At 52.1% G+C, this 23177-nt stretch carries 20 protein-coding genes; 18 read left to right on the top strand and 2 right to left on the bottom strand.

The genetic code is table 11. From position 1 onward, the window contains the following. The gene (locus FBF26_03125; GenBank protein QJU10242.1) at window positions 1–888 is read right to left on the bottom strand and encodes a phosphate acetyltransferase; all 888 of its coding nucleotides are present in this window, start codon (window positions 886–888) and stop codon (window positions 1–3) included. On the opposite strand from FBF26_03125, the gene FBF26_03120 reads away from it, so the two are divergent. The 4 genes from FBF26_03120 to FBF26_03105 all read left to right on the top strand — a co-directional run bounded on the left by FBF26_03120 (window position 861) and on the right by FBF26_03105 (window position 6762). Continuing rightward, entirely contained in the window at window positions 861–1298 is a 438-nt protein-coding gene (locus tag FBF26_03120) for a GNAT family N-acetyltransferase (protein ID QJU10241.1), read from the top strand. The genes FBF26_03125 and FBF26_03120 overlap by 28 nt on opposite strands. Window positions 1299–1478: 180 nt before the next feature. Beyond that, window positions 1479–2792, top strand: coding sequence for a hypothetical protein (locus FBF26_03115; protein ID QJU10240.1), 1314 nt, complete (start codon window positions 1479–1481; stop codon window positions 2790–2792). Between the two features lie 30 nt (window positions 2793–2822). Further along, complete coding sequence (locus FBF26_03110; GenBank protein ID QJU10239.1) at window positions 2823–4154, top strand: hypothetical protein; 1332 nt, start codon at window positions 2823–2825, stop codon at window positions 4152–4154. A gap of 13 nt (window positions 4155–4167) precedes the next feature. Continuing rightward, window positions 4168–6762, top strand: coding sequence for a leucine--tRNA ligase (locus tag FBF26_03105; GenBank protein QJU10238.1), 2595 nt, complete (start codon window positions 4168–4170; stop codon window positions 6760–6762). A gap of 1 nt (window position 6763) precedes the next feature. Here FBF26_03105 and FBF26_03100 read toward each other — a convergent pair whose 3' ends face one another. Then, window positions 6764–7162 carry a hypothetical protein gene (locus tag FBF26_03100; protein QJU10237.1) on the bottom strand — a complete coding sequence of 133 codons (399 nt, stop codon included), beginning with the start codon at window positions 7160–7162 and terminating at the stop codon, window positions 6764–6766. Between the two features lie 373 nt (window positions 7163–7535). Here FBF26_03100 and nusB point away from each other — a divergent pair, with 373 nt between their 5' ends. From nusB to FBF26_03030, 14 genes are read left to right on the top strand one after another with little or no spacing between them, the layout of a single operon-like run. Further along, a complete protein-coding gene (gene nusB, locus FBF26_03095) occupies window positions 7536–7991 on the top strand; it encodes a transcription antitermination factor NusB (protein ID QJU10236.1) in 456 nt (151 codons plus the stop codon). Next, the gene (locus FBF26_03090; protein ID QJU10235.1) at window positions 7966–8469 is read left to right on the top strand and encodes an NUDIX domain-containing protein; all 504 of its coding nucleotides are present in this window, start codon (window positions 7966–7968) and stop codon (window positions 8467–8469) included. Before nusB ends, FBF26_03090 begins: the two co-directional genes overlap by 26 nt. After that, complete coding sequence (gene rnc / locus FBF26_03085; GenBank protein QJU10234.1) at window positions 8470–9186, top strand: ribonuclease III; 717 nt, start codon at window positions 8470–8472, stop codon at window positions 9184–9186. It abuts the gene before it with no gap. A gap of 46 nt (window positions 9187–9232) precedes the next feature. After that, window positions 9233–10657 (top strand): pyruvate kinase, encoded by a 1425-nt coding sequence (gene pyk / locus FBF26_03080; GenBank protein QJU10233.1) that lies wholly within the window; start codon window positions 9233–9235, stop codon window positions 10655–10657. A 12-nt stretch (window positions 10658–10669) separates the two neighbouring features. Then, window positions 10670–11905 carry a phosphoglycerate kinase gene (locus FBF26_03075; GenBank protein QJU10232.1) on the top strand — a complete coding sequence of 412 codons (1236 nt, stop codon included), beginning with the start codon at window positions 10670–10672 and terminating at the stop codon, window positions 11903–11905. Window positions 11906–11921: 16 nt separating this feature from the next. Beyond that, window positions 11922–12686: a triose-phosphate isomerase gene (locus tag FBF26_03070; GenBank protein ID QJU10231.1), complete on the top strand. Its 765-nt coding sequence runs from the start codon at window positions 11922–11924 to the stop codon at window positions 12684–12686. A 9-nt stretch (window positions 12687–12695) separates the two neighbouring features. Next, window positions 12696–14801, top strand: coding sequence for a hypothetical protein (locus tag FBF26_03065; GenBank protein ID QJU10230.1), 2106 nt, complete (start codon window positions 12696–12698; stop codon window positions 14799–14801). A gap of 5 nt (window positions 14802–14806) precedes the next feature. Continuing rightward, a complete protein-coding gene (locus tag FBF26_03060; GenBank protein QJU10564.1) occupies window positions 14807–16900 on the top strand; it encodes an ATP-dependent DNA helicase PcrA in 2094 nt (697 codons plus the stop codon). 42 nt (window positions 16901–16942) lie between these two features. Further along, window positions 16943–18142, top strand: coding sequence for a DUF348 domain-containing protein (locus tag FBF26_03055; protein QJU10229.1), 1200 nt, complete (start codon window positions 16943–16945; stop codon window positions 18140–18142). A 54-nt stretch (window positions 18143–18196) separates the two neighbouring features. Continuing rightward, window positions 18197–19258 (top strand): hypothetical protein, encoded by a 1062-nt coding sequence (locus tag FBF26_03050; GenBank protein ID QJU10228.1) that lies wholly within the window; start codon window positions 18197–18199, stop codon window positions 19256–19258. Then, window positions 19259–20047 (top strand): ribosomal RNA small subunit methyltransferase A, encoded by a 789-nt coding sequence (rsmA, locus tag FBF26_03045; GenBank protein ID QJU10227.1) that lies wholly within the window; start codon window positions 19259–19261, stop codon window positions 20045–20047. Then, entirely contained in the window at window positions 20044–20784 is a 741-nt protein-coding gene (locus tag FBF26_03040; protein QJU10226.1) for a polyphenol oxidase family protein, read from the top strand. The genes rsmA and FBF26_03040 overlap by 4 nt, the downstream gene beginning before the upstream one ends. A gap of 57 nt (window positions 20785–20841) precedes the next feature. Further along, window positions 20842–22353, top strand: coding sequence for a methionine--tRNA ligase (locus tag FBF26_03035; protein QJU10225.1), 1512 nt, complete (start codon window positions 20842–20844; stop codon window positions 22351–22353). Next, a complete protein-coding gene (locus tag FBF26_03030; protein ID QJU10224.1) occupies window positions 22353–23174 on the top strand; it encodes a TatD family deoxyribonuclease in 822 nt (273 codons plus the stop codon). The genes FBF26_03035 and FBF26_03030 overlap by 1 nt, the downstream gene beginning before the upstream one ends. Window positions 23175–23177: the final 3 nt, after the last annotated feature.

Here is a 23177-nt window from a genome sequence, read left to right as displayed (position 1 = left end):
CTATGAAGTTCGCGCCATACCGGCAGTAATAAGCGTAGCGCCGATCACATCATCAACGCTAGAGCCGCGAGATAGGTCGCTGATCGGCCGGGCAAAACCTTGCAAGATTGGCCCGTATGCATGGCCGCTGGCCAGATGTTCGGCTAACTTATACGCGATATTACCAGAATCAAGATCAGGGAAAATAAGGACATTGGCCCTGCCAGCAACCGGACTGCTTGGTGATTTTTTCTGGCCGATAGCAGGGACGATTGCCGCGTCTAATTGTAGTTCGCCATCAATGAGTATATCGGGTCGCCCTGTCTTGACGAGTTGTAGTGCCTGGGTGACGAGCTCGACACTATCACCGCCAGCGCTGCCTTTCGTTGAATATGACAGCATAGCCACGCGTGGCTGCCAGCCAAGCGACGCCGCACTATCCGCTGAGGACATGGCAATCGCCGCCAGCTGCTCGGCGTTTGGCTGAATATTCATACCGCAGTCGGCAAAGAGCAATAAACCTTGTTCGCCGCCCTGAAACTGTGGGACGTCTATCACGAAAAAACTGGATGCATATCGAACATCGGGCGCCAGTCCAACAATTTTCAGCCCAGCCCGCAGCACGTCTTTCGTTGGGTGATCAATTCCAGCCACCATAACGTCGGCCTCGCCGCTCGTTAGCATCGTTGCACCGCGACTGATGGCGTCCTCTTCCCCATCAAGCAATACTGGCTGCACTGCGCCGCTTTCTTCTAGTGCGCGCGCCGCCTGCTGGATGATGTGATTATTGCCCTCAGGAAATACCACGCGTGGCGGATTTGAAGCTAAAATTTTTGCTAGGTCTCGTATGTGCTGATTCATGGGTATAGTATAATGGAAGCATGGACGAATTGACAATTGAACGAGCATCCCACATCACTGAATCTGATGTGGCAGACATTACCAACCTTATCGCGGCGCTTACCAGCAAGCCACATCCAGCTGACACCAAGCTGTTGCAGCAGATTATCGACTCGCCGAGTCATGTGTTGCTGTTGGCACGGTTATCAGGCAAAGTCGTTGGCATGGCAACGGTGGCGTTATTACTGGGGCCAGCTGCTGGGCGCAAGATCTACCTCGACGATTTCGTTGCTGATCCGACTATCCAGGGCAGGGGCGTCGGCTCTCAACTCTGGGACGCTATCATCGACTGGGGTCGCGAGCAGGGCGCTTTGAAATTAGAATTCACATCACGCCCAGAACGTGAAGCGGCGCAGCAATTCTACTTGAAAAAGGGCGCAGTCGTACGTAGCACTAACGCTTTTGCTAAGGAATTGTAGATAAATATCAGGCAAACCCCTTGTGCTTTTTAATAAAAAAGCGCATAATATCATTAGAGCTGGTACGCATAGGGGCGTTTCCTATGCTGCCATCCAAAACAAACACATGAAATTGCCCCGGGTGGGCGCGTAACAGCTCTTTTTTGTTCGTCAAGTGGCGCGTTTGACGGCGCTTATGGTATGATAAAGGGGATGTTCAAGAAGTCGTTTGAGAAAAAAATGATACGCTATGTCCGGCAATTTTTTGCCGACCATGCTGACGTCAAGTTGATCGCAGTGACCGGGAGCGCCGGTAAAACGAGTGCCAAAACGGCGATCGCCACTGTGCTATCGCAGCAATTTGCTGTCGCCATGCACGCTGCTGAGCCAACGTCGCACTTACAAACCCTTCTGCAGATCATGGGTGTGCGCTACCCCGAGAATCGTCCGGAGGAGAAGTGGGGATTTTGGCATCGCCGTAAGCTGATGCGAGCTGTCAAAAAGCGTGCTCGCGCTGAACATCCCGAAGCCCAGATTATCGTTCAGGAGTTCAGCCCAATGCAACCTGGTTTTAATGCATGGTTTCAGCAGGTTATTTTGCCGGATATGGCCGTTGTGACGTCAGTAACCTCTGGCCGCATGCGGGTTGAACATACCGTCGAAGAGGTGGCCGGCGAGATGCTCATATTGGCGAATAATGCTCGCTTTGCGGCCATTAACCGCGATGATATCGACGGTCGATTTGCCGCATTTTTGGCAAATCCCCAGATGACGACATACGGCACCAGCGAAGTCGCTGAGTATTATTTTGAGCAGCATGATTTCTCGCTGGAGCATGGTTATGTCGGCAAGATTATCGGCCCGGAATATCCTGATGGCATCGCAGTGACGCTGCCCCTGCTTGGTGAACATAATCTGCGGCCAGCCGTCGTGGCGATGCTCGCCGGGGTGCGGATGGGTATGACGAAAGAATTGATTGAAAAGGGTTTGAGCCAGTTAGGCCCGCTGCCGGGTCGGATGCAAGTGCTTCGTGGTGCGGATCAGACGATTTTGATTGACGATAGCTATAGCTCGTCGCCGCTGACGGCGCTATCAGCACTACAAACGCTATACAGTCTCGAGGTGCCGCAGCGTATCGTGGTGTTTGGTAATATGAATGGGCTACGCAAGGATACGCAGGCCGGTCATGCCAAGCTCGGCGCTCAGTGTTCGCCAGACGAGCTGGATTGGGTAGTGACCGTCGGTGAGATGGCTAATCAATACCTGGCGCCGGTAGCACGTCGTCGCGGCTGTCAGGTCAAGGAGTGTCGTGATGCGCTGATGGCCGGCGGATTTGTGCGCGAAAAACTTCATGCGGGCGGCGTGGCTCTCTTCAAAGGTTCGAGCGGGGGTGTTTGGCTCGAGGAAGCGATTAAAATTAATCTACACAGCACTGAGGATGAGAAAAAATTAGTGCGCCAGTCACCTGACTGGATTAAGCGAAAAAATGAATTTTTCTCGCACTTTCGCGGATAGTGATACAATGAAAGTATAACGAGGAGGAATATGGACGACAAGGGTACGAATAGCAAGAAAATACCAGCGGATAAAACCGCTGCGTCAACACCGCCGGCAGTGTCACAGTCGACGGTCACATCAAGCTCATCACAGTCGACAACGACTCCGCCTGCACAGACTGATCAGCCTGTATCGACGCCGGCGCAACCAGCACCGCCGACGTCGCAACCGCCGATCATGAATTCGGTTATGCCGCCAAAAAAGAAAACCGGCCTCATCATCGGTATTATTACCGGTTCGGTCGTATTGCTGCTAGCTATCGCTGCGGTACTGTTATACTTTTTCTGGTGGCAAGATCCGCAGAGGATGGTAACTGATGCGATGGTCAGTTCGTTCCAGACTAAAAAGGTGGTTTCCTCAGGTAAACTCGTCATGGATCTTGGTAGCGGCAATCGGGCTGACATTAAGATTAAAGCCGTTGCTGACTCACCAAAATCAAAAACCGAGGCCACCGTCAAATTAGCGATCAATGGCATAGAAACCCAACAGGATATCGTGCTTACGGTGGTGGCTGACGGCAAGGGCGCGGTTTATATTAAGGGTGAACACTTAAAAGATATTGTACGCCAGATGGCAGAGACGATCATTAAGGATCGGGGCCAGGGAGCACTACCGGACGCGCAGCCAACAGTTATACATATACGTGACCAGATCCTCAAACAGCTTGATGAGAAACTTAACAAGATTGAAGGCAAGTGGCTTAAGGTGTCATTTGATGAGCTTGGCGCGTCATATGCGGATAAAGATACATGTTCCCAAGAAATCTTTGATTTGATCAATGCTGACCAGCAGGTGCGTAGCGAACTGATCAATGCGTATCGCAAAAACAGCTTTGTGACGGTCAAAAAGGACGCTAAGGTCGAGCCGCGTGATGGTGCGCCTGGCTTTGAAATTGATCTAGCTTCGGATGGTAAAATGTCAGACAAACTACGCGCATTTGTCGATTCTCTGGGGGATACGAAACTTGGCAAGAAAATTAAAGAGTGCTATGGCGACAAAGTATTCAATACAGCAAATAAAACTACGTCATCAAAGAAATTGCCTACTATACGCATCTGGGTCAATCCGTGGTCGCATCAACTGAAAGCGATTGAGATTAAGACACACAGTTCAGATGACGACAAGGATCGGAATATCACTATGGATATGACATTTGATTACAGCAAGTCAGAACAGATTGACATACCATCAAATGCCGATAATCTTAAGTCGGTGCTTCAGGATTTTGCCGGCTCATCGCCAATACCGCCGCCGTTTGCTAGGGGTGGTGTGTCTGTAGACGAGAATGACGAAGACACGAACGTTAGCGTCGAGAGATGATATACTAAGGAGTATGAAACGCTACAATCCGACGGAAATTGAGAAAAAATGGCAAGATAAGTGGGAGGCTGATGGTACCTATGTCACTGACCTTGGTGATACGACGCGCCCTAAGTACTATAGTCTAAGCATGCTTCCTGGTATTACTGGCGCGGGTATTCACATCGGTCACGGTCGGACGTTTCAGTTTGCCGATATTAAAGCGCGCCTCAAGCGTCAGCAGGGCTATAATACTTATCATCCAATTGGCTGGGATAGCTTTGGCCTCCCCGTAGAAAATTACGCCATCAAGGTCGGTAAAACGCCGCGAGTGGCGCACGACGAAGCCAAGGCGCATTTCATCGCTCAGCTGAAGCGCCTCGGCTTTAGCTACGATTGGTCAAAGGAGATTTCCACCGCCGACCCCGAGTACTACAAATGGACCCAGTGGATTTTTACGCAGCTGTACAAACACGATTTGGCGTACCAGAAGGAGCAGCCGCAGTGGTGGTGCGATACCGACAATACGGTGCTAGCTAACGAGCAAGTTGAGGGCGGCAAATGTTGGCGTTGCGGTAACCCCGTCACCAAGCGCAACCTCAAACAGTGGTTTTTCCGCATCACCGCCTATGCTGATGAAATTCTAGAGGCGACTGACGACCTAGACTGGACGGACATGGTCAAGACCATGCAGAAAAATTGGATTGGCCGGTCGGTTGGCGCGGAGGTTGAGTTTGTAGTTGAAGGCCGCGACGACGTCATAACTGTTTTCACCACGCGTCCTGACACGCTGTTTGGCGCGACGTATGTGGCGCTGGCGCCAGAACATCCATTGGTTTCTCAGCTAGTCAATGCCGACACGCGTGCCAAGGTTGAAGCATACATTCAAGCAGCACAGAAAAAATCCGACGTTGAACGCCAGGAAAATAAAGATAAAACCGGCGTCTTTACTGGCAGCTATGCCATCAATCCAGTCAACGGTCAGAAGCTGCCAATTTGGGTGGCGGACTACATACTCGGCGGTTACGGTACTGGCGCGATTATGGCGGTGCCGGCGCATGATGAGCGCGATTTGGAGTTTGCCGAAAAATTTGATTTGCCAGTAGTGCAAGTGATTGAAAAGCCAGAAAACTCGGCGGATGCTGGCTGCTACACGGGCGAAGGCGAATTGATTAACTCGGGCGATTTTGACGGCCTGCGCAGCGAAGAGGCTCGCGAACAGGTGGTAGCCTGGCTGGAGCAACAGGGCTTGGGCCGGAGTAAGACTACCTATAAAATGCGCGATTGGTTGATTTCTCGCCAGCGGTACTGGGGTGCGCCGATTCCGATGGTTCATGTTGATGGCTTCAATCCAATTGCGGTGGCAGATGAGTGCTTGCCAGTGATTTTGCCAGAGGTCGGGAACTTCAAACCGACGGGCGGTAATACGTCAGTCCTGGCACAAGTTGATGATTGGGTGCGCGTGTGGGTTGATGTTGAAACAGGTAAAACGGTACCGATCACCGAACCAAAGCCAGCGGGCGACAATTGGCATGAAGGGCGGCGCGAAACTGACACGCTGGACGGCTATGCCTGTTCCAGCTGGTACTTCCTGCGCTATCTTGACCCGCACAATGACGCCGAGGCGTGGAATCCGACGCGCATTAATCACTGGATGCCGGTTGATTATTACAATGGCGCCGATCACGCGGTAGCACATCTGCTGTATAGTCGTTTTTGGATGCGCTTTTTCTACAAACTCGGTTTAGTGCCGACACCGGAGCCGTTCAAGCGGATGATGTACAACGCTTACATCATGGCGCCAGATGGGCAAAAGATGAGTAAGTCCAAGGGCAACGTCATCGATCCGATGGAAATCATGGACAGTGGTTATGGCGCTGATGCGCTGCGTGTGTATGAGATGTTTATCGCACCGTACGATATGGATGCGCCGTGGGATCCGCGCGGGGTGCCGGGGACATATCGGTTCTTAAACCGAGTGTGGAATGTGGTGCAGGAATTTGTTGAGGCGGTTACATTACCTCCTCTGACAGAGGCTGTGAAGTGTTCGCGAATAGCGGACGCTTCAGCCGAACGCTCGCGAGAAATCTCCAGTGGAGATTTGAGCGAAGAGTGTACTCTGGCGGAGGATGGTGATGTAGCCGCGGAGCTGTTGCGCCTCACTCACCTTACTATCAAAAAAGTCACTCGTGACATCGAGGATGAAAAGTTCAACACGGCCGTAGCGGCGATGATGGAAATGGTCAATGGCCTATACAAGTTCAAAGAATCACACGGTATGCAAGCGTCAGAAGCGTGGCAGTTTGCTCTGGAGAGTCTGCTACAGATTTTGGCGCCATTTGCACCGCACATCACCGAAGAATTGTGGCATGAATTGGGTCACGCTGATACCATTCACGTCAATCACTGGCCAAAGTGGGATGAAAAATATCTGGTGAGCGATGTGATGACCATCATCGTTCAGGTCAATGGCAAGCTTCGATCACGGCTGGAGCTGCCGGCTGACGCTGATAAAGAGACGATTGAGCAACGAGCGCTGGATGACGAGAAGGTTCGCGCCTATCTCGACGCCCGGACACCGAAAAAGGTGATTTATGTGCCGGGGAAGTTGGTGAATATTGTTGTCTAGGTTAGTTGCCGAGGGGCTTAGTCGTCACCGAGCCATCCCGGTGTACTTCGACTCGTACGCGTGTTCCCTGTGGAAGACCAGCGAGCTTTTTGGATTCCGTAGCACAGCCCACTATATCAATTTGGGTAGTAGTATTGGCATCCCTTACAACGGAATGTGCTGCTGCACATACATCTGAATCATTTGTGGCATTAGCTTCCGTGGGGTCATAATGCATCATATAAGAGCCAACTAGAGGTGATTCCGCCGGTTCTTTATCGGCGTTGGCGATACCGTTAATGCCGATGCCGAGACCCGCCCCCATTACCGCTAGCATCGCTCCTGATCCGATGGCCAGTTTCAGCTCACCTAGTCGACTTAGTGTTTCCCCGGATTGAGGGGGTAAGTTTTTCTTATCCATAATTAGTAGGATGTATCCTTTCTATTGTAAGTGATGTTTACGATATTACCATAAATATTATATAAAGTCAATAATACCCCCTGACAGCGTATCGCCATCGCCCTGCATCATCTCTGCATCCCCTTGAGAAATCTATCAAAAACCGGTATAATGAAGCCCAAGTGTTACGATAAACTGAAATAAAGGAGATTTTTCTATGGCACAACCAAAAAAGCAGAGCAGCCCGCGCAAGACCGGTCTGCGTCGCAGCCACTTGGTACTGAAATTAGCACGCCGCGTCAACGGGACGTCACCGGTGAAAGTCAAGACGACCAAGCGTGAGACTGGTAATAAGAGCGCAAAATAAACTAACACGAACAGGAACGTTTTTGTCATGGCTTCAAACCGTCACTTGGGACGAATCGTCGCATTGCAGACGCTATACGAGATCGAGTTTCGCCAGGAAGTTGGCGACAGCGAGGTTGACGTGACTGATATATTGACGCGCAATCTCGAGAAGTACAAATCATCAGTCGATGATGTCGAGTTTGTGCGAAGTCTGATCGATGGCGTCACTGCGCACAAGACAGCGCTTGATGCTAAGCTTCGTCCACTAGCGCCAGAATGGCCGATTGAGCAGATATCGCGAATTGACCGGACGGTGTTGCGGCTCGGGCTGTATGAATTATTGTTTTCTCGGGCAGTGGTGCCGCCAAAGGTGGCCATCAATGAAGCAGTGGAACTGGCAAAAACGTTTGGTTCGGATAACTCAGGGAAATTTGTGAACGGTGTGCTCGGCACAGCGTATCGCTCCCTTCAAGAGGATGCCGATGAAGACAAGCAGCTTTGATCATATTAAGAAATATTTTGGCGGTCGCAAAAAACCGTCGATCCAAGAAATAGTTCGCGAGCCAACCGCCGGTGGTGTGGTGTTTCGACGCAATAAAAAAGGTGATGTTGAGTTTCTACTCTACCAAGACGCGCGGGATCGCTGGACAATTCCCAAGGGCCACGTTGAGCCGGGCGAGACGGCACAGGCCGCCGCCAAGCGTGAGGTTGGCGAAGAGGCTGGCCTCAAGAATATCGAGGTATGTGGCTGGCTGGGTAAAATTAATTTTCGCTATCGCCGGCTTGATAAGTTAGTGCTGATTTCGCAGCAAGTGTACCTGATGAAGGCGCTTGATCCGGACGAAAAACTGCAAAAAGAAGACTGGATGAATGGCCTGGCGTGGTTTACCTTTCATGAGGCGCTGGATGAGATCGAGTATGAGGATATTGGCAAGCTGATTCTGCTCGCTATGAAACGAATCAGGCAGGAGAATCTATAGATGAGCGGGATGAATACGGCGCCGTATCAGGAGTTTGCGCGTGAGAAGTTGGGGTTTGAGTTTAATAATTTGGATCTGTTGATTACGGCTTTGACGCATCGTAGCTACGTTAATGAACACAGAAAATCAGTCCACGAGCATAACGAGCGGTTGGAATTCCTCGGTGATGCGGTGTTGGAGCTAGCGGTAACGGAATATTTGTTTACGCATTTTTCTGAGCCGGAAGGAGTTTTGACTGCGTGGCGGGCGGCACTGGTGCGGACGGAAAGTATCGGCGATGCGGGTGATACCTTGGGTTACGGGCCGCTGATTCGCATGTCAAAGGGTGAGAAAAATGGTTCGGATCGGGCACACTTGCAGATTTTGGCCAACGCGTTTGAGGCAGTCATTGGCGCGATTTACCTGGAGCGTGGCTTTGACGATGCGCGCGATTTTATTCATAAACATATCATCGTTAAGCTGGACGGGATTTTGGAATCAGGCAGCTGGCGCGATCCGAAGTCGTATTTGCAGGAAATTTCTCAGCGCGTTGATGGCCAGACGCCGGTGTATAAAGTTTTGGGCGAGGAAGGCCCAGATCATGATAAGGTTTTCACGCTTGGGGTGTTCGTCGGTGAAACGCTGATGGGACGCGGCGTGGGTCCGTCCAAGCAGGTAGCTCAACAGCAAGCCGCCCGTCAAGCGATCGCTCGATATCGGGCAGCGGATTTTGAATAGCGATTATATCTTTTCTCAGCGCCTAGCCGGTGTTATAATCAAAAGGATGAGTAACACAATTTTTAAACGTACCAAGATCCTAGCGACTATCGGTCCGGCAACGATGAGTCAGGATAAAATTAGTCAACTTATGCAGGCCGGTGTCAATGGCTTTCGTCTGAATTTCAGCCACGGTAGTTATGATGAGCGGCGTGAGCAAATCGACTGGATTCGCACGGCCAGTCATGAGCAGGGCAAACCAGTTGCCATTCTCCAAGACCTTCAAGGTCCAAAAATCCGCCTCGGTGTTCTCAAAGACAACATGCTGACGGTGCGGGCTGGTGATATGCTGACGCTTGATTCGTCAATCACAGAACATGACGGAAGCTTTAATCTGCCTGTCCAGTATAACCTCGCTGAAAAAATGAAAGTTGGCGAGCCGCTGTATATGTTTGATGGCAAGATCAAGTCGATCGTTCGTGAAATTGCTGGTCCAACGGCCATCAAGGTTGAGGTGCAGAATGACGGATTTTTGATGAGCCGTAAAGGGTTGAATCTGCCAGATACCGATTTTGGTGGTGATATCTTGACGCCAAAAGATATCGCCGATATTGAGTGGGCGGCTGGTCAAGATTTTGATTATGTGGCACTCAGTTTTGTACAAACGGAGGACGATATTATCGATCTGCGCTCGCGACTGACGGCGCTGGGCTCGGATGCGTATATCATTGCCAAAATCGAGACCAAGTCAGCGATCTCTGATGAGCATCTGGAGGAGATCGTCAAGGCGAGTGACGGCATTATGGTGGCGCGTGGTGACTTGGCGGTTGAAGCCGGGGCGGAGATCGTGCCAGTTATCCAACGGCGTATTATCGCTCTTTGTCGTAAATATTCTAAGCTCAGTATCGTCGCGACACAGATGATGGGCAGTATGGTTGACAATCCTGAGCCATCTCGCGCCGAAGTGAGCGACGTTGCCAATGCAGTCATCCAGGGTGCCGACACGGTGATGTTGTCGGATGAAACGGCCAACGGTAAATATCCGATCGAGACAGTGCAGGCGATGCGCCGAACGATTATGTACACCCAGGAGCACAGTGATGTCATGGCGGTTGAGTCGGGCGAAAAGCGCCGTAAGCATGATGCGCTGCTCAGCTACACGGCGGCGCGGTTGGCTACTGAACTTAAGGCGGGAGCAATCATTGCTGAGACCAGCACCGGTGTAACCGCGGTGAATGTCGGTGCCTTTCGGCCGAATATGCCGATTATTAGCGTCACCGATAGCCAAAAAACGGCCCAGAAATTAGCGTTAAGTTATGCTACGCGCTCATACGTTCGCCCAAGTGGTCTGGGGTCGGCGAATAAGTTAGCAGAGGAATTGAAAGCCGAAGGTTACTTTGGCGAGGATCCAGTGACGCTGGTATTGGTCAGCGGCCATCAACCGGGCCGGCCGGGCAAGACTGACAATATCCAGATCCGGACAATGGACTAGGACGAGAAAAGGGTGGGCAGATTTTTCAAGCAAACAATTCGTGACGTTAATCTCCGCGGGCTGACCGTCCTGGTGCGGGTTGATTATAATGTGCCTCTGACAGTGAACGGCGGGATTGCCAGTGACTTACGAATTCGCGCTAGTTTATCGACCCTGCGCTATTTACTAGAGCAACGTTGCAAGATTGTTCTGATGAGTCACCTCGGGCGGCCAAAGGGGGTCGATCCGGCATACAGCCTGCGTCCGGTGGCGCGTCGACTGGCTGAACTACTCGGGCGGCCGGTGCAGTTTATTGATAGTTGCGTCGGTGATCAGCTTCGTCAGGCGGTGCGACATATGGCGGCTGGCGACGTACTGATGTTAGAAAATTTGCGGTTTTATGACGAGGAGTCGCGTGATGATACGGTGTTTGCCAAGGCAATTGCTCGGGCGGTGCGGCCGGATTATTTTGTGCAGGATGGTTTTGCGGTGGTACATCGAGCTCACGCCAGTACCCATGCGATTACGCTATACGTGCCGGGGCTAGCCGGTGATCTATTGGTGCATGAATATACCGTGCTAACTGCAGTGATGTCGCATCCAGCGCGACCACTGGTGGCGATTATCGGCGGTGTGAAGATTGCTGATAAGATTGCGCTAATTGAGCGGCTGATTGATAAAGCCGACACGATTCTCATCGGTGGGGCGATGGCCAATACCTTCCTCGCCTATCGTGGCCATAGGATGGGCCACAGTACGGTTGAGCCGGATCAAGAGCAAGTGCTTGCGGCCATCTACCGCCGCGCTGCTGAGAAAGTTGGCAATGAGCGGGTCGATCAGTTCTTGCGGCTACCGAGTGATGTAGCAGTGGCGTCGTCTCCAGAAGTATCAGGCGATCGTCATGAAGTATTGGTTAATGAGATCAGCGATGATGAGATGGCGCTAGATATTGGTACTGAGACGATGGCACAATTTGCCTCAGTGATTGCCTCGGCAAAAACAGTCATCTGGAATGGGCCGTTGGGGTATTCGACTAATCGGTTGTTTGCTCGGGGGTCGGCCCGGATTGCTGAAGCTATCGTACAAAATCACGGTGTTACCTCAATTATTGGCGGTGGCGATACGGCGGAATTTGTCCTTGGGTGGGATAGACATGACGGCAGGCAATTTTCGCATATTTCTACTGGTGGCGGAGCAAGCCTCGAGCTGATGAGCGGCAAAAAATTACCGGGTGTGGAAAGTTTACTAGACGCGCACGGACTAAAATGATACACTAGGCATAAGCATTATGACGCGAAAAACACTCATTATCGGCAACTGGAAGATGAACCTCACTATGCACGAGGCGAGTTTGTATTTGTATAAGCTCATGGAGCAGCTACCAGTGCGTCGTGACGTCGAGGTGGTGGTGGCGCCGACGATGTTGACACTGCAGAGTTTGAGCTTGCAAATTAAGCGTCGGATCGTCAAGCTCGCCGCCCAGAATTGTTACTGGCGCGACCACGGTCCATACACCGGCGAGGTGCCAGCGTCGCATTTACATGGCATGGTCGATTATGTCATCATCGGCCACTCTGAGCGGCGGTATGTTTTTATGGAGAGCGACAAGGATATTCGTTTCAAGGTACAGGCAGCGCTGCGCAATCGGCTTCAACCAATCCTTTGTATTGGTGAAACGGCGCACGAGCGGACGCTGGGCGAAACGCGCGAGGTGCTCCAGGATCAGATTGTAAACGGCCTGGCGAATATCACGGCCGAGGAGATAGATCATGTGGTGATTGCCTACGAGCCAGTCTGGGCGATCGGCAGTGGTGAGTATGCGCAGCCTGACGATCTCACAGAAGCTCTAAAAATAATTCGCCAGCAAATCACCCATTTGTTTGGCAAGGCAGCAGCAGAGACGGTGCGCGTGGTGTATGGTGGCAGTGTTTCAGTCGATAACGCCGGTGATTATCTCGCGGTGGCGGGGCTTGATGGACTGTTGATCGGCGGAGCGAGTCTGGACGCATATCAATTTACGGAGATAGTAAAAAAGGCGCATAAAGAATAAGGGGGGCTTATGTCAGACATTGATTTTGACGAACTTGATCGGGCAGTGACATCACTGATGCAGAAACGGGCAGAGAAAGAAGCGGCTCAGCAGACGACTGATGTTGATACGGACGTGGCGACGTCGGCAACACCCGCGGCTAGCCCTGCTGAAGATACGGTGAAGGTATCATCGCCTGAATCTGTTCAATCTAGCGCCCCCGCTTCTCAGCCTGAGCCAGTAGCGACACCTCCGGTCACGCCGCCAAGCCCTCAACCCAAGCCAGTTGCGCCGCAACCTGCGGTGTCATTGTCAACGCCACCGAGCGCGCCAGTGGCTACTGCGCCGCAGCCGATTGAGAAGCCGGAATTAACGTCGACGCCATCGTCACCACTCACGTCGCCGTCTTCGTCGGTAACCCCAGCGACTCCTGCTCCGTCAGCCCCACCGTCGCCTGCCACCACGCCATCAACGCCGATTCCGCCATTGACCATCAAGCCGCTAACGCCTCCGTCGCCGACCGCTGCACCAACAGCGACGCCAGCACCGCCGTCGACGCCCGTGTCTGTGCCTCCAACCCCAACCCCAACCCCAACCATATCAACCGTACCCGCATTTGAGTCAACGAGTACCAATACAAGCAAGCCACCAGCCCCGGCCAAGACAACGCAATCATCAGTCTCGTCGGACACTCCAAGTGCGCCGCCAGCGGCTGCAGCAACACCAGTACCGACTGCTGTCCCGATTTCTGTTACAGAGCCAAAGCCTGTCTCGAAGCTGACGCTTGAGCCGATACCATCGTTCAAGACAACCTCGTCGTCTGTCTCGTCATCGACTGCCTCGACACCAGCACCGTCGACCCAGTCAATAACCCCGGAGTCTAGTCATGATGAGCCACACAGTGAGCCACAGGGCGAGCCACCGACCTCACTACAAAAATCATCTACCGAGGAGACGACTTCACCGTCGACGGCGGAGGCCAACGGCTTTCCACACGCTGCCTCAGAAACTAAACCGGCTGTGGTATTTCCAGATATCAAAACACCAGATAAAAAGGCGGATGGCCAACCCGCCTCAGACGCGCCGCAGGATAAAGTGGCCGATACGTCAGCAGCAAAACCAACTGATGATTCTTCAGATACAAAACATGATGACGAGCCGGCTGTCGCTCCCTCACCAGCTATTTCGCGTCGACCGTCTGGCCGTTTCATGGACGTTGTACATCCGTCATCTGTCATGCGCGGGCATAGCGTTTCTCAGCCGCGCACTGGCGTAAAGCTTCAGCCGACTGGTTCGTATCTCTCCAGTCGGGCTGGTAATGACGGCCAGCAGGGTGTTAACATGGCTGAAACTACTGAGGACGTGTCAAGTGATATGATGGCAGATGATAGCACCGCTCATTCATCGGCAGCTGATCGCGAGATCAAGCGTCGACCACCACGCCTCGTTCTGCAGCCCGATCCATCGCACGTAGCTGAAGGTCTGACGTCAGACAATGTGTCGCTCAATACCAAGGACGTGCCTGATTATGAATCAATGGCCAGTGAAGCCGAGGCTAGTACTGACAGCGCCTTTATCGAGGAGGGCTTGCTGGCAGAGGACGCTCCGGCTAAGGCAGCTGATAGTGAAGGGCTGACCATGGATGAGTTGACGGCCGATGATGATCATCTGGTGACGGATGAGGCGGCTGATACTGACATTACTGCTGATCGTACGAGCCTTGAAGCAACCATTGATGAAATTGAAGCCAGCGAGGTCGGTGAACAGCTCGACACAGATGCCACATCAGTAGATGCTTCGTCCAAGCAGCCCGCCGCTGATACATCAGAGCTGGACAGTGAGCTCATGGCGATCGAGTCGATGGACGAGAGTGGCGCTGAGATAGCTGATGATGAGACGCCACGTCGACCGCACACTCCGGGCGACATTCCTCAGCAGTACACCGCCGGTGACGAGATCGCACCAGATCCAGAGCCGATGTTTGATGCGGCAGCCAGCCAGCCAGCCACCGGGGAAGCGCTCCAGCCTGATAAGAAAAAATCCGGCATCGGGACGATTCTATTGATCATTCTTTTTGCCCTTATCGGCGTTGGCGGCGGTGCAGCGGCGTACTTTTTCCTGTTATACTATAAGTAATGGACATCCTATCTGAACTCAACCCCGAACAGCGGCGAGCCGTCCAGCATGATGGCGGGCCGTTGCTTATTTTAGCGGGAGCGGGGAGTGGTAAGACAAAAACCTTGACGTACCGCATCGCCTATCTGATCAGGGAGCGAGGAATTTTTCCCAGCCGCATCTTGGCGGTAACCTTCACCAACAAGGCTGCTCGAGAGATGCGCCAGCGCTTGGCTGACATGCTGGGTGAAGACGCCTCGGATCGACGCTTCATGCCGTGGATGGGGACATTTCATAGCATATGTGTGCGGCTACTGAGGATAGACGGGATGTCAATTGGCCTCGGTCGTAATTTTATTATTTATGATGAAGATGATCGGCTGGGCCTCATCAAACAGTTGATGAAATCGCGCGGGCTGACTGATCGCGATATCAAGCCGCGCCGTATCGCTGCGGCTATTTCTGCGGCAAAAAATGACATGCTTTCACCCGATGAGTATATGATGCAGGCGGTCGGCCCCGTTAAACAGCAAATTGCCGAATTGCTTGCTGCATACGAGGCCGCTATGCACCGGGCTGGGGCGCTCGATTTTGATGATTTATTGCTCAAGACGGTGGAGCTACTGCGCCATTCGCTTGACATTCGCCACAAATGGCAGCAGCAATTTCGCCACATTCTCATCGACGAGTATCAGGATACCAACGCGGTGCAGTACGCGCTGATCAAGCTGCTAGTCGGTCCAGAGCGCAACCTCTGTGTGGTCGGTGATGATGCGCAATCAATTTATAGTTTTCGCGGCGCGGATTATACCAATATTCTTCATTTTGAGCGTGACTTTCCGGGCGCGGCAGTGATTAAACTAGAGCAAAATTATCGTTCAACGGGCGCGATTTTAACGGTGGCAAATAACTTAATCCAACATAACACCCAGCGCACCGACAAGAACCTGTGGACAGAAGCAGTTGGCGGGATGACACCGCAATTATGGCAACTGTACAGCGAGGCTGAGGAGGCGCAAGCAGTGGCCGATGAAATTTACCGCCAGGCTGGGATGGGCCGAGCCTATAGCGACATAGCGGTACTGTACCGCACCAATGCCCAGAGCTACGCCATAGAGCGCGCGCTGCGTCAACGGCACATCCCCTACAAAATTGTGGGTGGTCTGCGGTTTCTGGATCGAGCAGTCGTCAAGGATGTACTGGCTTATCTCAGGTTGCTATATCAACCCAGTGACCGCGTTAGCTTCACGCGAATCGTCAATCTACCAAAGCGTGGCATCGGCGCGGTGAGCGTGGCGAAATTTCTCGACTGGGCCGATCAATCGGGTCGGAATATTATTGAAGGGCTGGTGGCGGTTGATGAGGCCGAAAGTTTGACTGCTCGCGCCAAGCAGTCACTGCGGGCATTCGGTCAATTGCTGCAAAAATTACAACAATTACTGAATGGCGCACCGGCCGAGGTTATCGAACAAATTATTGAGCAGACTGGCTACAGTGAGGCGGTAAATGATGGCAGTGTGCAGGCCGAAGAGCGGCTGGAAAACCTCGGTGTTTTAGTAGCTGAGGCGCGCGCCTATGCTGATGTATCGACATTCCTCGAAGACATGGCGTTGATGTCATCAAGCGATGGCCAAGCGGATCAGCAGGTTACCTTGATGACGCTGCACGCTGCGAAGGGCCTGGAGTTTCCGGTGGTGTTTATGACTGGCTTGGAGGAGGGGATCTTGCCGCACGCGCGGGTATTTGACAGTGGCAAAGCGGATGACGTTGAGGAGGAGCGTCGCCTCTGCTACGTGGGGATTACGCGGGCCCGAGAGGTGCTGTTTGTGACCTGTGCTAGTTCACGGACGCAGTTTGGTCAGATCGGCTATAATCTACCGTCGCGATTTCTCGATGAGATGGGGCTGATGATCGGTGGCCTGGATACGCCTGCTGCGCCGCCAGCTGATGACGTGTTTTATGCTGATGATATAGGTCTAGAGATGGGTGACCGCGTGCGAAGCCCACAATTTGGTGCGGGCGAAGTGGTGGACGTTGACGGGATGGCGGTGACGGTGCAATTTGATGATGGTAATACGAAGAAGCTTAATATAGAATTCGCCAGATTAGAGAAAATTTGATATAATACATAGCAGTTTGTGGCGCTGTCCACGAGCGAGATTATGGAAAAGAGTTTATCTATTCGCTACCACTCAAAGAAGATTTTTCTATTGATCGGTTTGCTCGTGCTTGGAGTGACATTGATCCACCTAGCGGATGCTGCACTGGCGCAGGGTACCGAGCGTCCATCACGGAGCGACGGCCAGCGTCTGATGAGCGTCTATGATAAGGGAGTCGAGAAAACAATTATCACTCGGGCAAAAACGGTGCGCGGGGCACTGAAGGCGGCGCGGATTGAGGTTGACGAGCGGCGAGATGTAGTGGAGCCAGCACTTGATGAAGAGCTGGTCGCTAGTTCATATAACGTTAATATTTTTCGGGCTCGACCGGTGACGGTAGTCGATGGCCAGGCGCGTATTCGCCTAACTACGGCGGAGCAAACCCCGGCGGCGATTGCCAAAGCGGCGGGGATTAAACTCTATAGCGAGGATATCGTCGATATTCATGCCGCCGAAAACGTGGTTGCTAGCGGCACGAATGCAGTCTTGACCATCAAGCGGGCCACGCCACTCCAGCTCAATCTCTACGGGTCTCTGGCTGAAGTGCGCACCCACGCGAAAACCGTTGGCGCACTGCTCAAGGAAAAGCATGTCCAGCTGGCCAGTAACGATACCGTATCAATGCCGCTCGAGGCGCCGATTACTAGTGGCATGCGGCTGGATGTTTGGCGCAACGGTAAGCAGACAATTACAACTGATGAAGATGTCGCTTTTCCGATTGAGACAGTACGGGATGCCAATCGCGAGACGGGCCACAAGGAGGTGAAAGAAGCGGGCGAAAAGGGCCGGCGGATGGTGACTTATGAGATTGAGGTGCAAAATGGTAAGGAGGTGAGTCGTCGGGAGCTTGCTAGTCAGGTAACAAAACAGCCTAAAAAACAAATTGAAATTATCGGCACAAAGAATGCCGCTATGCCATATACTGGTGGCGGCAACAAAGATCAGTGGCTATCTTCGTCAAACGTCCCGCGTGACCAATGGGGTTATGCCGAGTGGCTGGTGCAGAAAGAAAGCGGCTGGAATCCAAATGCTCGCAGCCGGAGTGGCGCCTGCGGTCTCGCACAGGCGTTGCCATGTAGTAAAGTGCCAGGAAATCCGCTTAACCCAGTCGATTCGCTGAATTGGATGCATGGTTACGTGATGGGGCGATATGGTTCATGGGAGAAAGCGGTAGCGCATAGCAAGGCCAGAGGGTGGTACTAGTAATTATTAGATAAATATGGTATAATACGTCCGTTAATTAGGTATTAGAGCAGAATGATGAACTGGTGGAAATGGCACATGGAGAAAGGCTGGCGGCCGGTCGTTTTGCTAAGTTGTCTCATGGTTCTTGTGACTGGTGTAGTTGGTTTATTAGTGGCCCAGCCTGCCCAAGCACAAGATAATCATGCCCAATCGTCAGCGGAGCGGCTTGTAACAATTCGTGACCGTGGTCGTGAGCAGACGATCATGACTCGAGCGCGTACGGTACGCCAGGCGTTACAGTTGGCGCGGGTGACGGTCGATGAAACGCGTGACGCAGTTGAGCCAAATATTGACCTCGAGCTAACAGGGACGACATTTACAGTAACGATTTTCCGGGCCCGGCCGGTGACGATCATTGATGGGTCGCGGCGTTCACATATTACCACAGCGGAGCAGACGCCGCAGCGAATTGCCAAAGCGGCGGGGATCACGCTATATGTCGAGGACAAGGTTGAATTTATGACGAGCGATAATATGCTGCTGGATGGGACAAACGTGCTGATGAACATTACCCGTGCGCCGCTGCGAACAGTGACCGAGGAGGTTGACATTGACTTCCCAGTGGAGCAGATCAAGGATGCGAATCAGCCAATTGGTTTCAAGGAGATTAAGCAGTTGGGCGAAAAGGGTATTCGTACCGTGACTTACCAGGCTCAGGCCGAGCGCGGTGTTGAGATTAGCCGTAAGGAAATAAGTAGCCGTATCAGCAAACAGCCCAAAAAGCAAATCGAAGTGATCGGCACCAAGCTAAAAAATCCATTGACGAAGTCAAAGGGTGCGCATATCTTTACTGATTCACGCGGCGTGGCACACCGCGAGACCTACTACGATTTACCGATGAATGTTGTCATCAATGCGTGCGGCGGCGGTGGCTACACGGTGCGGGCGGATGGTGCCAAGGTGGATAAGGACGGTTATATTTTAGTAGCGGCAAATTACGGTAATTATCCGCGCTGCTCAGTGGTAGAAACTAGCATGGGCCCTGGCAAAGTGTATGATACTGGCGGTTTTGCGACGCGGCATCCGCATGGGTTTGATTTGGCGACTGACTGGACGAATGGGGACGGACGTTAGATGGCGTCAGCTCGTGGGCCGAAAAAAGAATTAGGCCAGCATTGGCTGCGCGACCCAGAGATTTTGGCGGAGATCGCCGAGGCGGCGGAACTTGGTGGGGATGATGTGGTGTTGGAAATTGGGCCGGGACTTGGCACGTTGACTAGTCGATTGTTAGCGCGAGCCGGGCGCGTGGTGGCGGTGGAGTTTGACGCGGATTTGGCACGCAAGTTGCCGGGGCAATTTCCTGGTAAAAACCTGGAAGTGATCAATGAAGATATTTTGCAATTTGATTTGAACCAACTACCAGCTGGTTATAAAGCGGTCGCTAATGTGCCCTACTATATCACTAGTAAAATTGTCGAGAAGTTGATGACGGCGGAAAATAAACCAAGTTTGGCGGTACTGTTGGTACAGAAAGAAGTCGCCCAGCGCATCGCGGCGGAGCCTGGTGAGATGAGTATTTTGGCAGTGAGTGCCCAGATTTTTGCCGAGGCAGAACTCGACATTGAAGTGCCGCGGCAATTTTTCACGCCGCCGCCAAAAGTTGATTCACAGGTGGTGATATTGAGAACCCGCACCGAACCACTAGTCGATTCTGAAGACCAAAAAGATTTTTTCCGCATCGTCAAAGCCGGTTTTTCGGCCAAGCGTAAGAAGCTACGTTCCAGTCTGAGCGGTGGACTGGGTGTTAGTAAAGACACCGCCGAACAGTTGCTGAAAACGGCTAGTATTTCACCTGGTGTCCGTGCCGAAGATTTGGCGATTGACGATTGGCGGCGGCTACTGAGTGAGTGGCGGACGCAATGATTACAGCAGATCAGCCGACGTGTTTTCCCTCTAATCTGCTCATTGCGGTTTCATCGAAAGACGACGGCACCATGCTCAACCGTATTCGCGGTCGCCACGTAGCTGAGGTGCTGGAAAATCGGCGGCGGTTTTGCGATCAAATCGGTGTTAAGTATGACGACGTTGTTTATCAAGTGGTTTCATATGACCAAGGACAAACGTTTGATAATATCGCCGAAGTTGCTGAGTCTGATACGGTCAAATATAACAGCGAGGGGATTTTTGCTGACGCATTATATACCGAAGCGACTGGTGTCGGTTTATTTTTGCCAGTGGCGGACTGTATCGCTACGGTCATTTATGACCCAAAACGTCGGGCGCTGATGTTGGCGCATCTGGGTCGACATTCAACGGTCGCACAGTTGATGACAAGGGCAGTCCAGTATTTTGCCGAGCGTGGTAGTCAGGCAAAAGATTTGCAAATTTGGATGTCGCCAAGTATCACCCAGAAAAATTACCGTATGGATTATTTTAATCATACAAATGATACGAATTGGCAAAATTTCTGCCGTCAAACGGCTGACGGAATTTATCTGGACATGCAAGGATTCAATCGTTCGTTGGCCGTCCAGGCAGGCGTTCCGGCTAATAATATTGTCATTTCGCCAATTGATACAGCGGACAATCCAAATTATTTTTCGCACTCATCGGGTGATACGGCGGGGCGAATTGCAGTAGTAGCAATGATGCGCGGGTGAGCCCTCGGCGAACGCATATCGGTGAAAATTGTTCCAGATGATGATACAATGAGTATCATGACTAAACAACACGCCTACATTACTACTGCTATTCCTTATGTCAACGGTTTGCCGCACATTGGGCACGCCATGGACTATATGTTGGCAGATGTCTGGACGCGGTATCAGCGGCAAAACGGTCGCGAGGTGCGTTTTCAGACGGGTGTGGATGAGCATGGCAATAAGATTGCTGCCAAGGCTGCCAGCCAAAACCAGACGCCGCAAGCTTACGTCGATCAAATGCACGGCAATTTCCAGAACATGATCGCTGAGTTGAATATTTCGGCGACCGATTTTATCCGCACGACTGACCCGCATCACGTTAGCGCGGTGCAGTATATTTGGCAGAAGCTGGCTGCGGCTGGCTATATTTACAAAGACACGTATGAGGGCTGGTACTGCCAAGGTTGTGAGGCATTCGTCACTGACAAGGAGGCGGCTGAAAATAATGGCATTTGTCCTGATCACCAGGCGCCATATCAGCGGCTGCGTGAGGAAAATTATTATTTCAAAACCAGTGCATTTTCGGAGAACATTCGTCAGGCTATTGCATCAAACAAGATGAAAATTGTGCCTGAATTCCGTAAAAAAGAGTTTTTGGAATTGATGAAAGATGGACTGAAAGATGTGTCGGTTTCGCGTCCGCGTAAGAACCTGAGCTGGGGTGTGCCAGTACCAGGCGATGACACGCAGGTGATGTATGTCTGGCTGGATGCGCTAAGCAATTACATCACGGTCATCGGCTATCCTGATCGAGCTGAGGAATGGCAGGCGTTTTGGCCGGCAGATGTACAGGTGATCGGCAAGGATATCCTTCGTTTTCATGCCGGGATTTGGCCGGCGATGTTAATGGCGCTGGACTTGCCACTGCCAAAGGTGCTGTTGGTACACGGATTTATCAACGTTGGCGGCACTAAAATGAGCAAGAGTCTCGGTAATGGCATTGGTCCAGCTGACATCATCCCGCACTACGGCGTTGAGGCCTTTCGCTATTATTTCCTGCGTCATGTGCCGACGCAAGATGACGGTGACTTTACCTGGGAGAAATTTGAAGCGGCCTACAACGGCGAGCTGGGCAATGACCTGGGTAATTTGGTGCAGCGGGTGGCAAAGATGGTGCAGAGTTATCAAGCCGGCGTTATTGGCGATGCGCCGCAGTCTGAACACGATATGGGGCCGTACCGTGCTGATATGGAATCTTTGAACTTTAATCTAGCAATTGATGAGATTTGGCAGATTATCCGTTCATTGAATCAATATATTGAGCGCGTGCAACCATGGCAAGTTGCCAAAAAGCGCGCCAAGGATCCAGAGGCGGAAGCACATTTGGGCGAGATTTTGGCGCATGCTTGCGGAACATTACTGCAAGTGTCTGATATGCTTCGTCCATTTATGCCGCAAACCGCCGAGAAAATTCACGACATGTTTGCCAGCGGTGTCGTGCCATCACAGCTGACGCCATTGTTCCCGCGTCTCCATCTCCATACGCCTGATCCGCGCGCACCAAAAGCAGAAACTCAAGGTAAGTAATGGTAAGTCCAGTAACGGAGAGTAATATAGCGGCAAATTTGCGCTTGATTGATTCGCATTGTCATCTGCACGATACCGAATTTTTCACGGACAATCGCGAGGAATTATACCAGCAGTCAATTGCAGCGGGTATCGGCATGATTTGTGTTGGTACCGACCAGCGCAGCAGCCGACAAGCAGTGGAGTTTGCCGCAAGTCGCGACTATACTTGGGCGGCAGTTGGCGTTCATCCGCACGACAGCAAAGATGGCTGGGGCGACGTTGAGCGGCTACTGAAGGCCAGAGCGGAGGATTCACCAATTGTGGCGATTGGCGAGATTGGGCTTGATTATTATTACAACCACAGTCCGCGCGATGTGCAGATCCAGGCACTGGAGGCGCAGCTGCAGCTGGCAATAGATTATGATTTGCCAGTTAGCTTTCACATTCGTGATGGTGCAGCTGGCCAAGTATCAGTGTGGGATGATTTTTGGCCAATTTTTGATAATTTTCATGGCGTGCGCGGCGTGCTGCACAGTTTTACTGATACGTGCCTCAATTTGGAGAAGGGATTTGCGCGCGGGTTGTATGTTGGCCTGAATGGCATTAGCACGTTCACCAAAGACCAAGCGCAGCAGGAATTATTCGCCTCCATTCCGTTGGAACGATTATTGCTAGAAACCGACGCGCCGTTCTTGACACCGAAGCCATTTCGTGGTAAGCTGAATAAGCCAGAATATGTGGAGTTGGTGGCAAAGTATTGGGCGGCGGAGCGCAAGCTAGTGCTTCGTGACCTCGAAAAGGCAGCGACCGATAACACGGTAAAGCTTTTTGGCTTGTAAACG

It is taken from the genome of Candidatus Saccharibacteria bacterium oral taxon 488 (genome assembly GCA_013100825.1).
Taxonomy (GTDB): Bacteria; Patescibacteriota; Saccharimonadia; order Saccharimonadales; family Saccharimonadaceae; genus Nanosynbacter.
The sequence above is the reverse complement of the archived record's forward strand: the minus strand, read 5'-3'. Positions and strand labels throughout refer to the sequence as shown.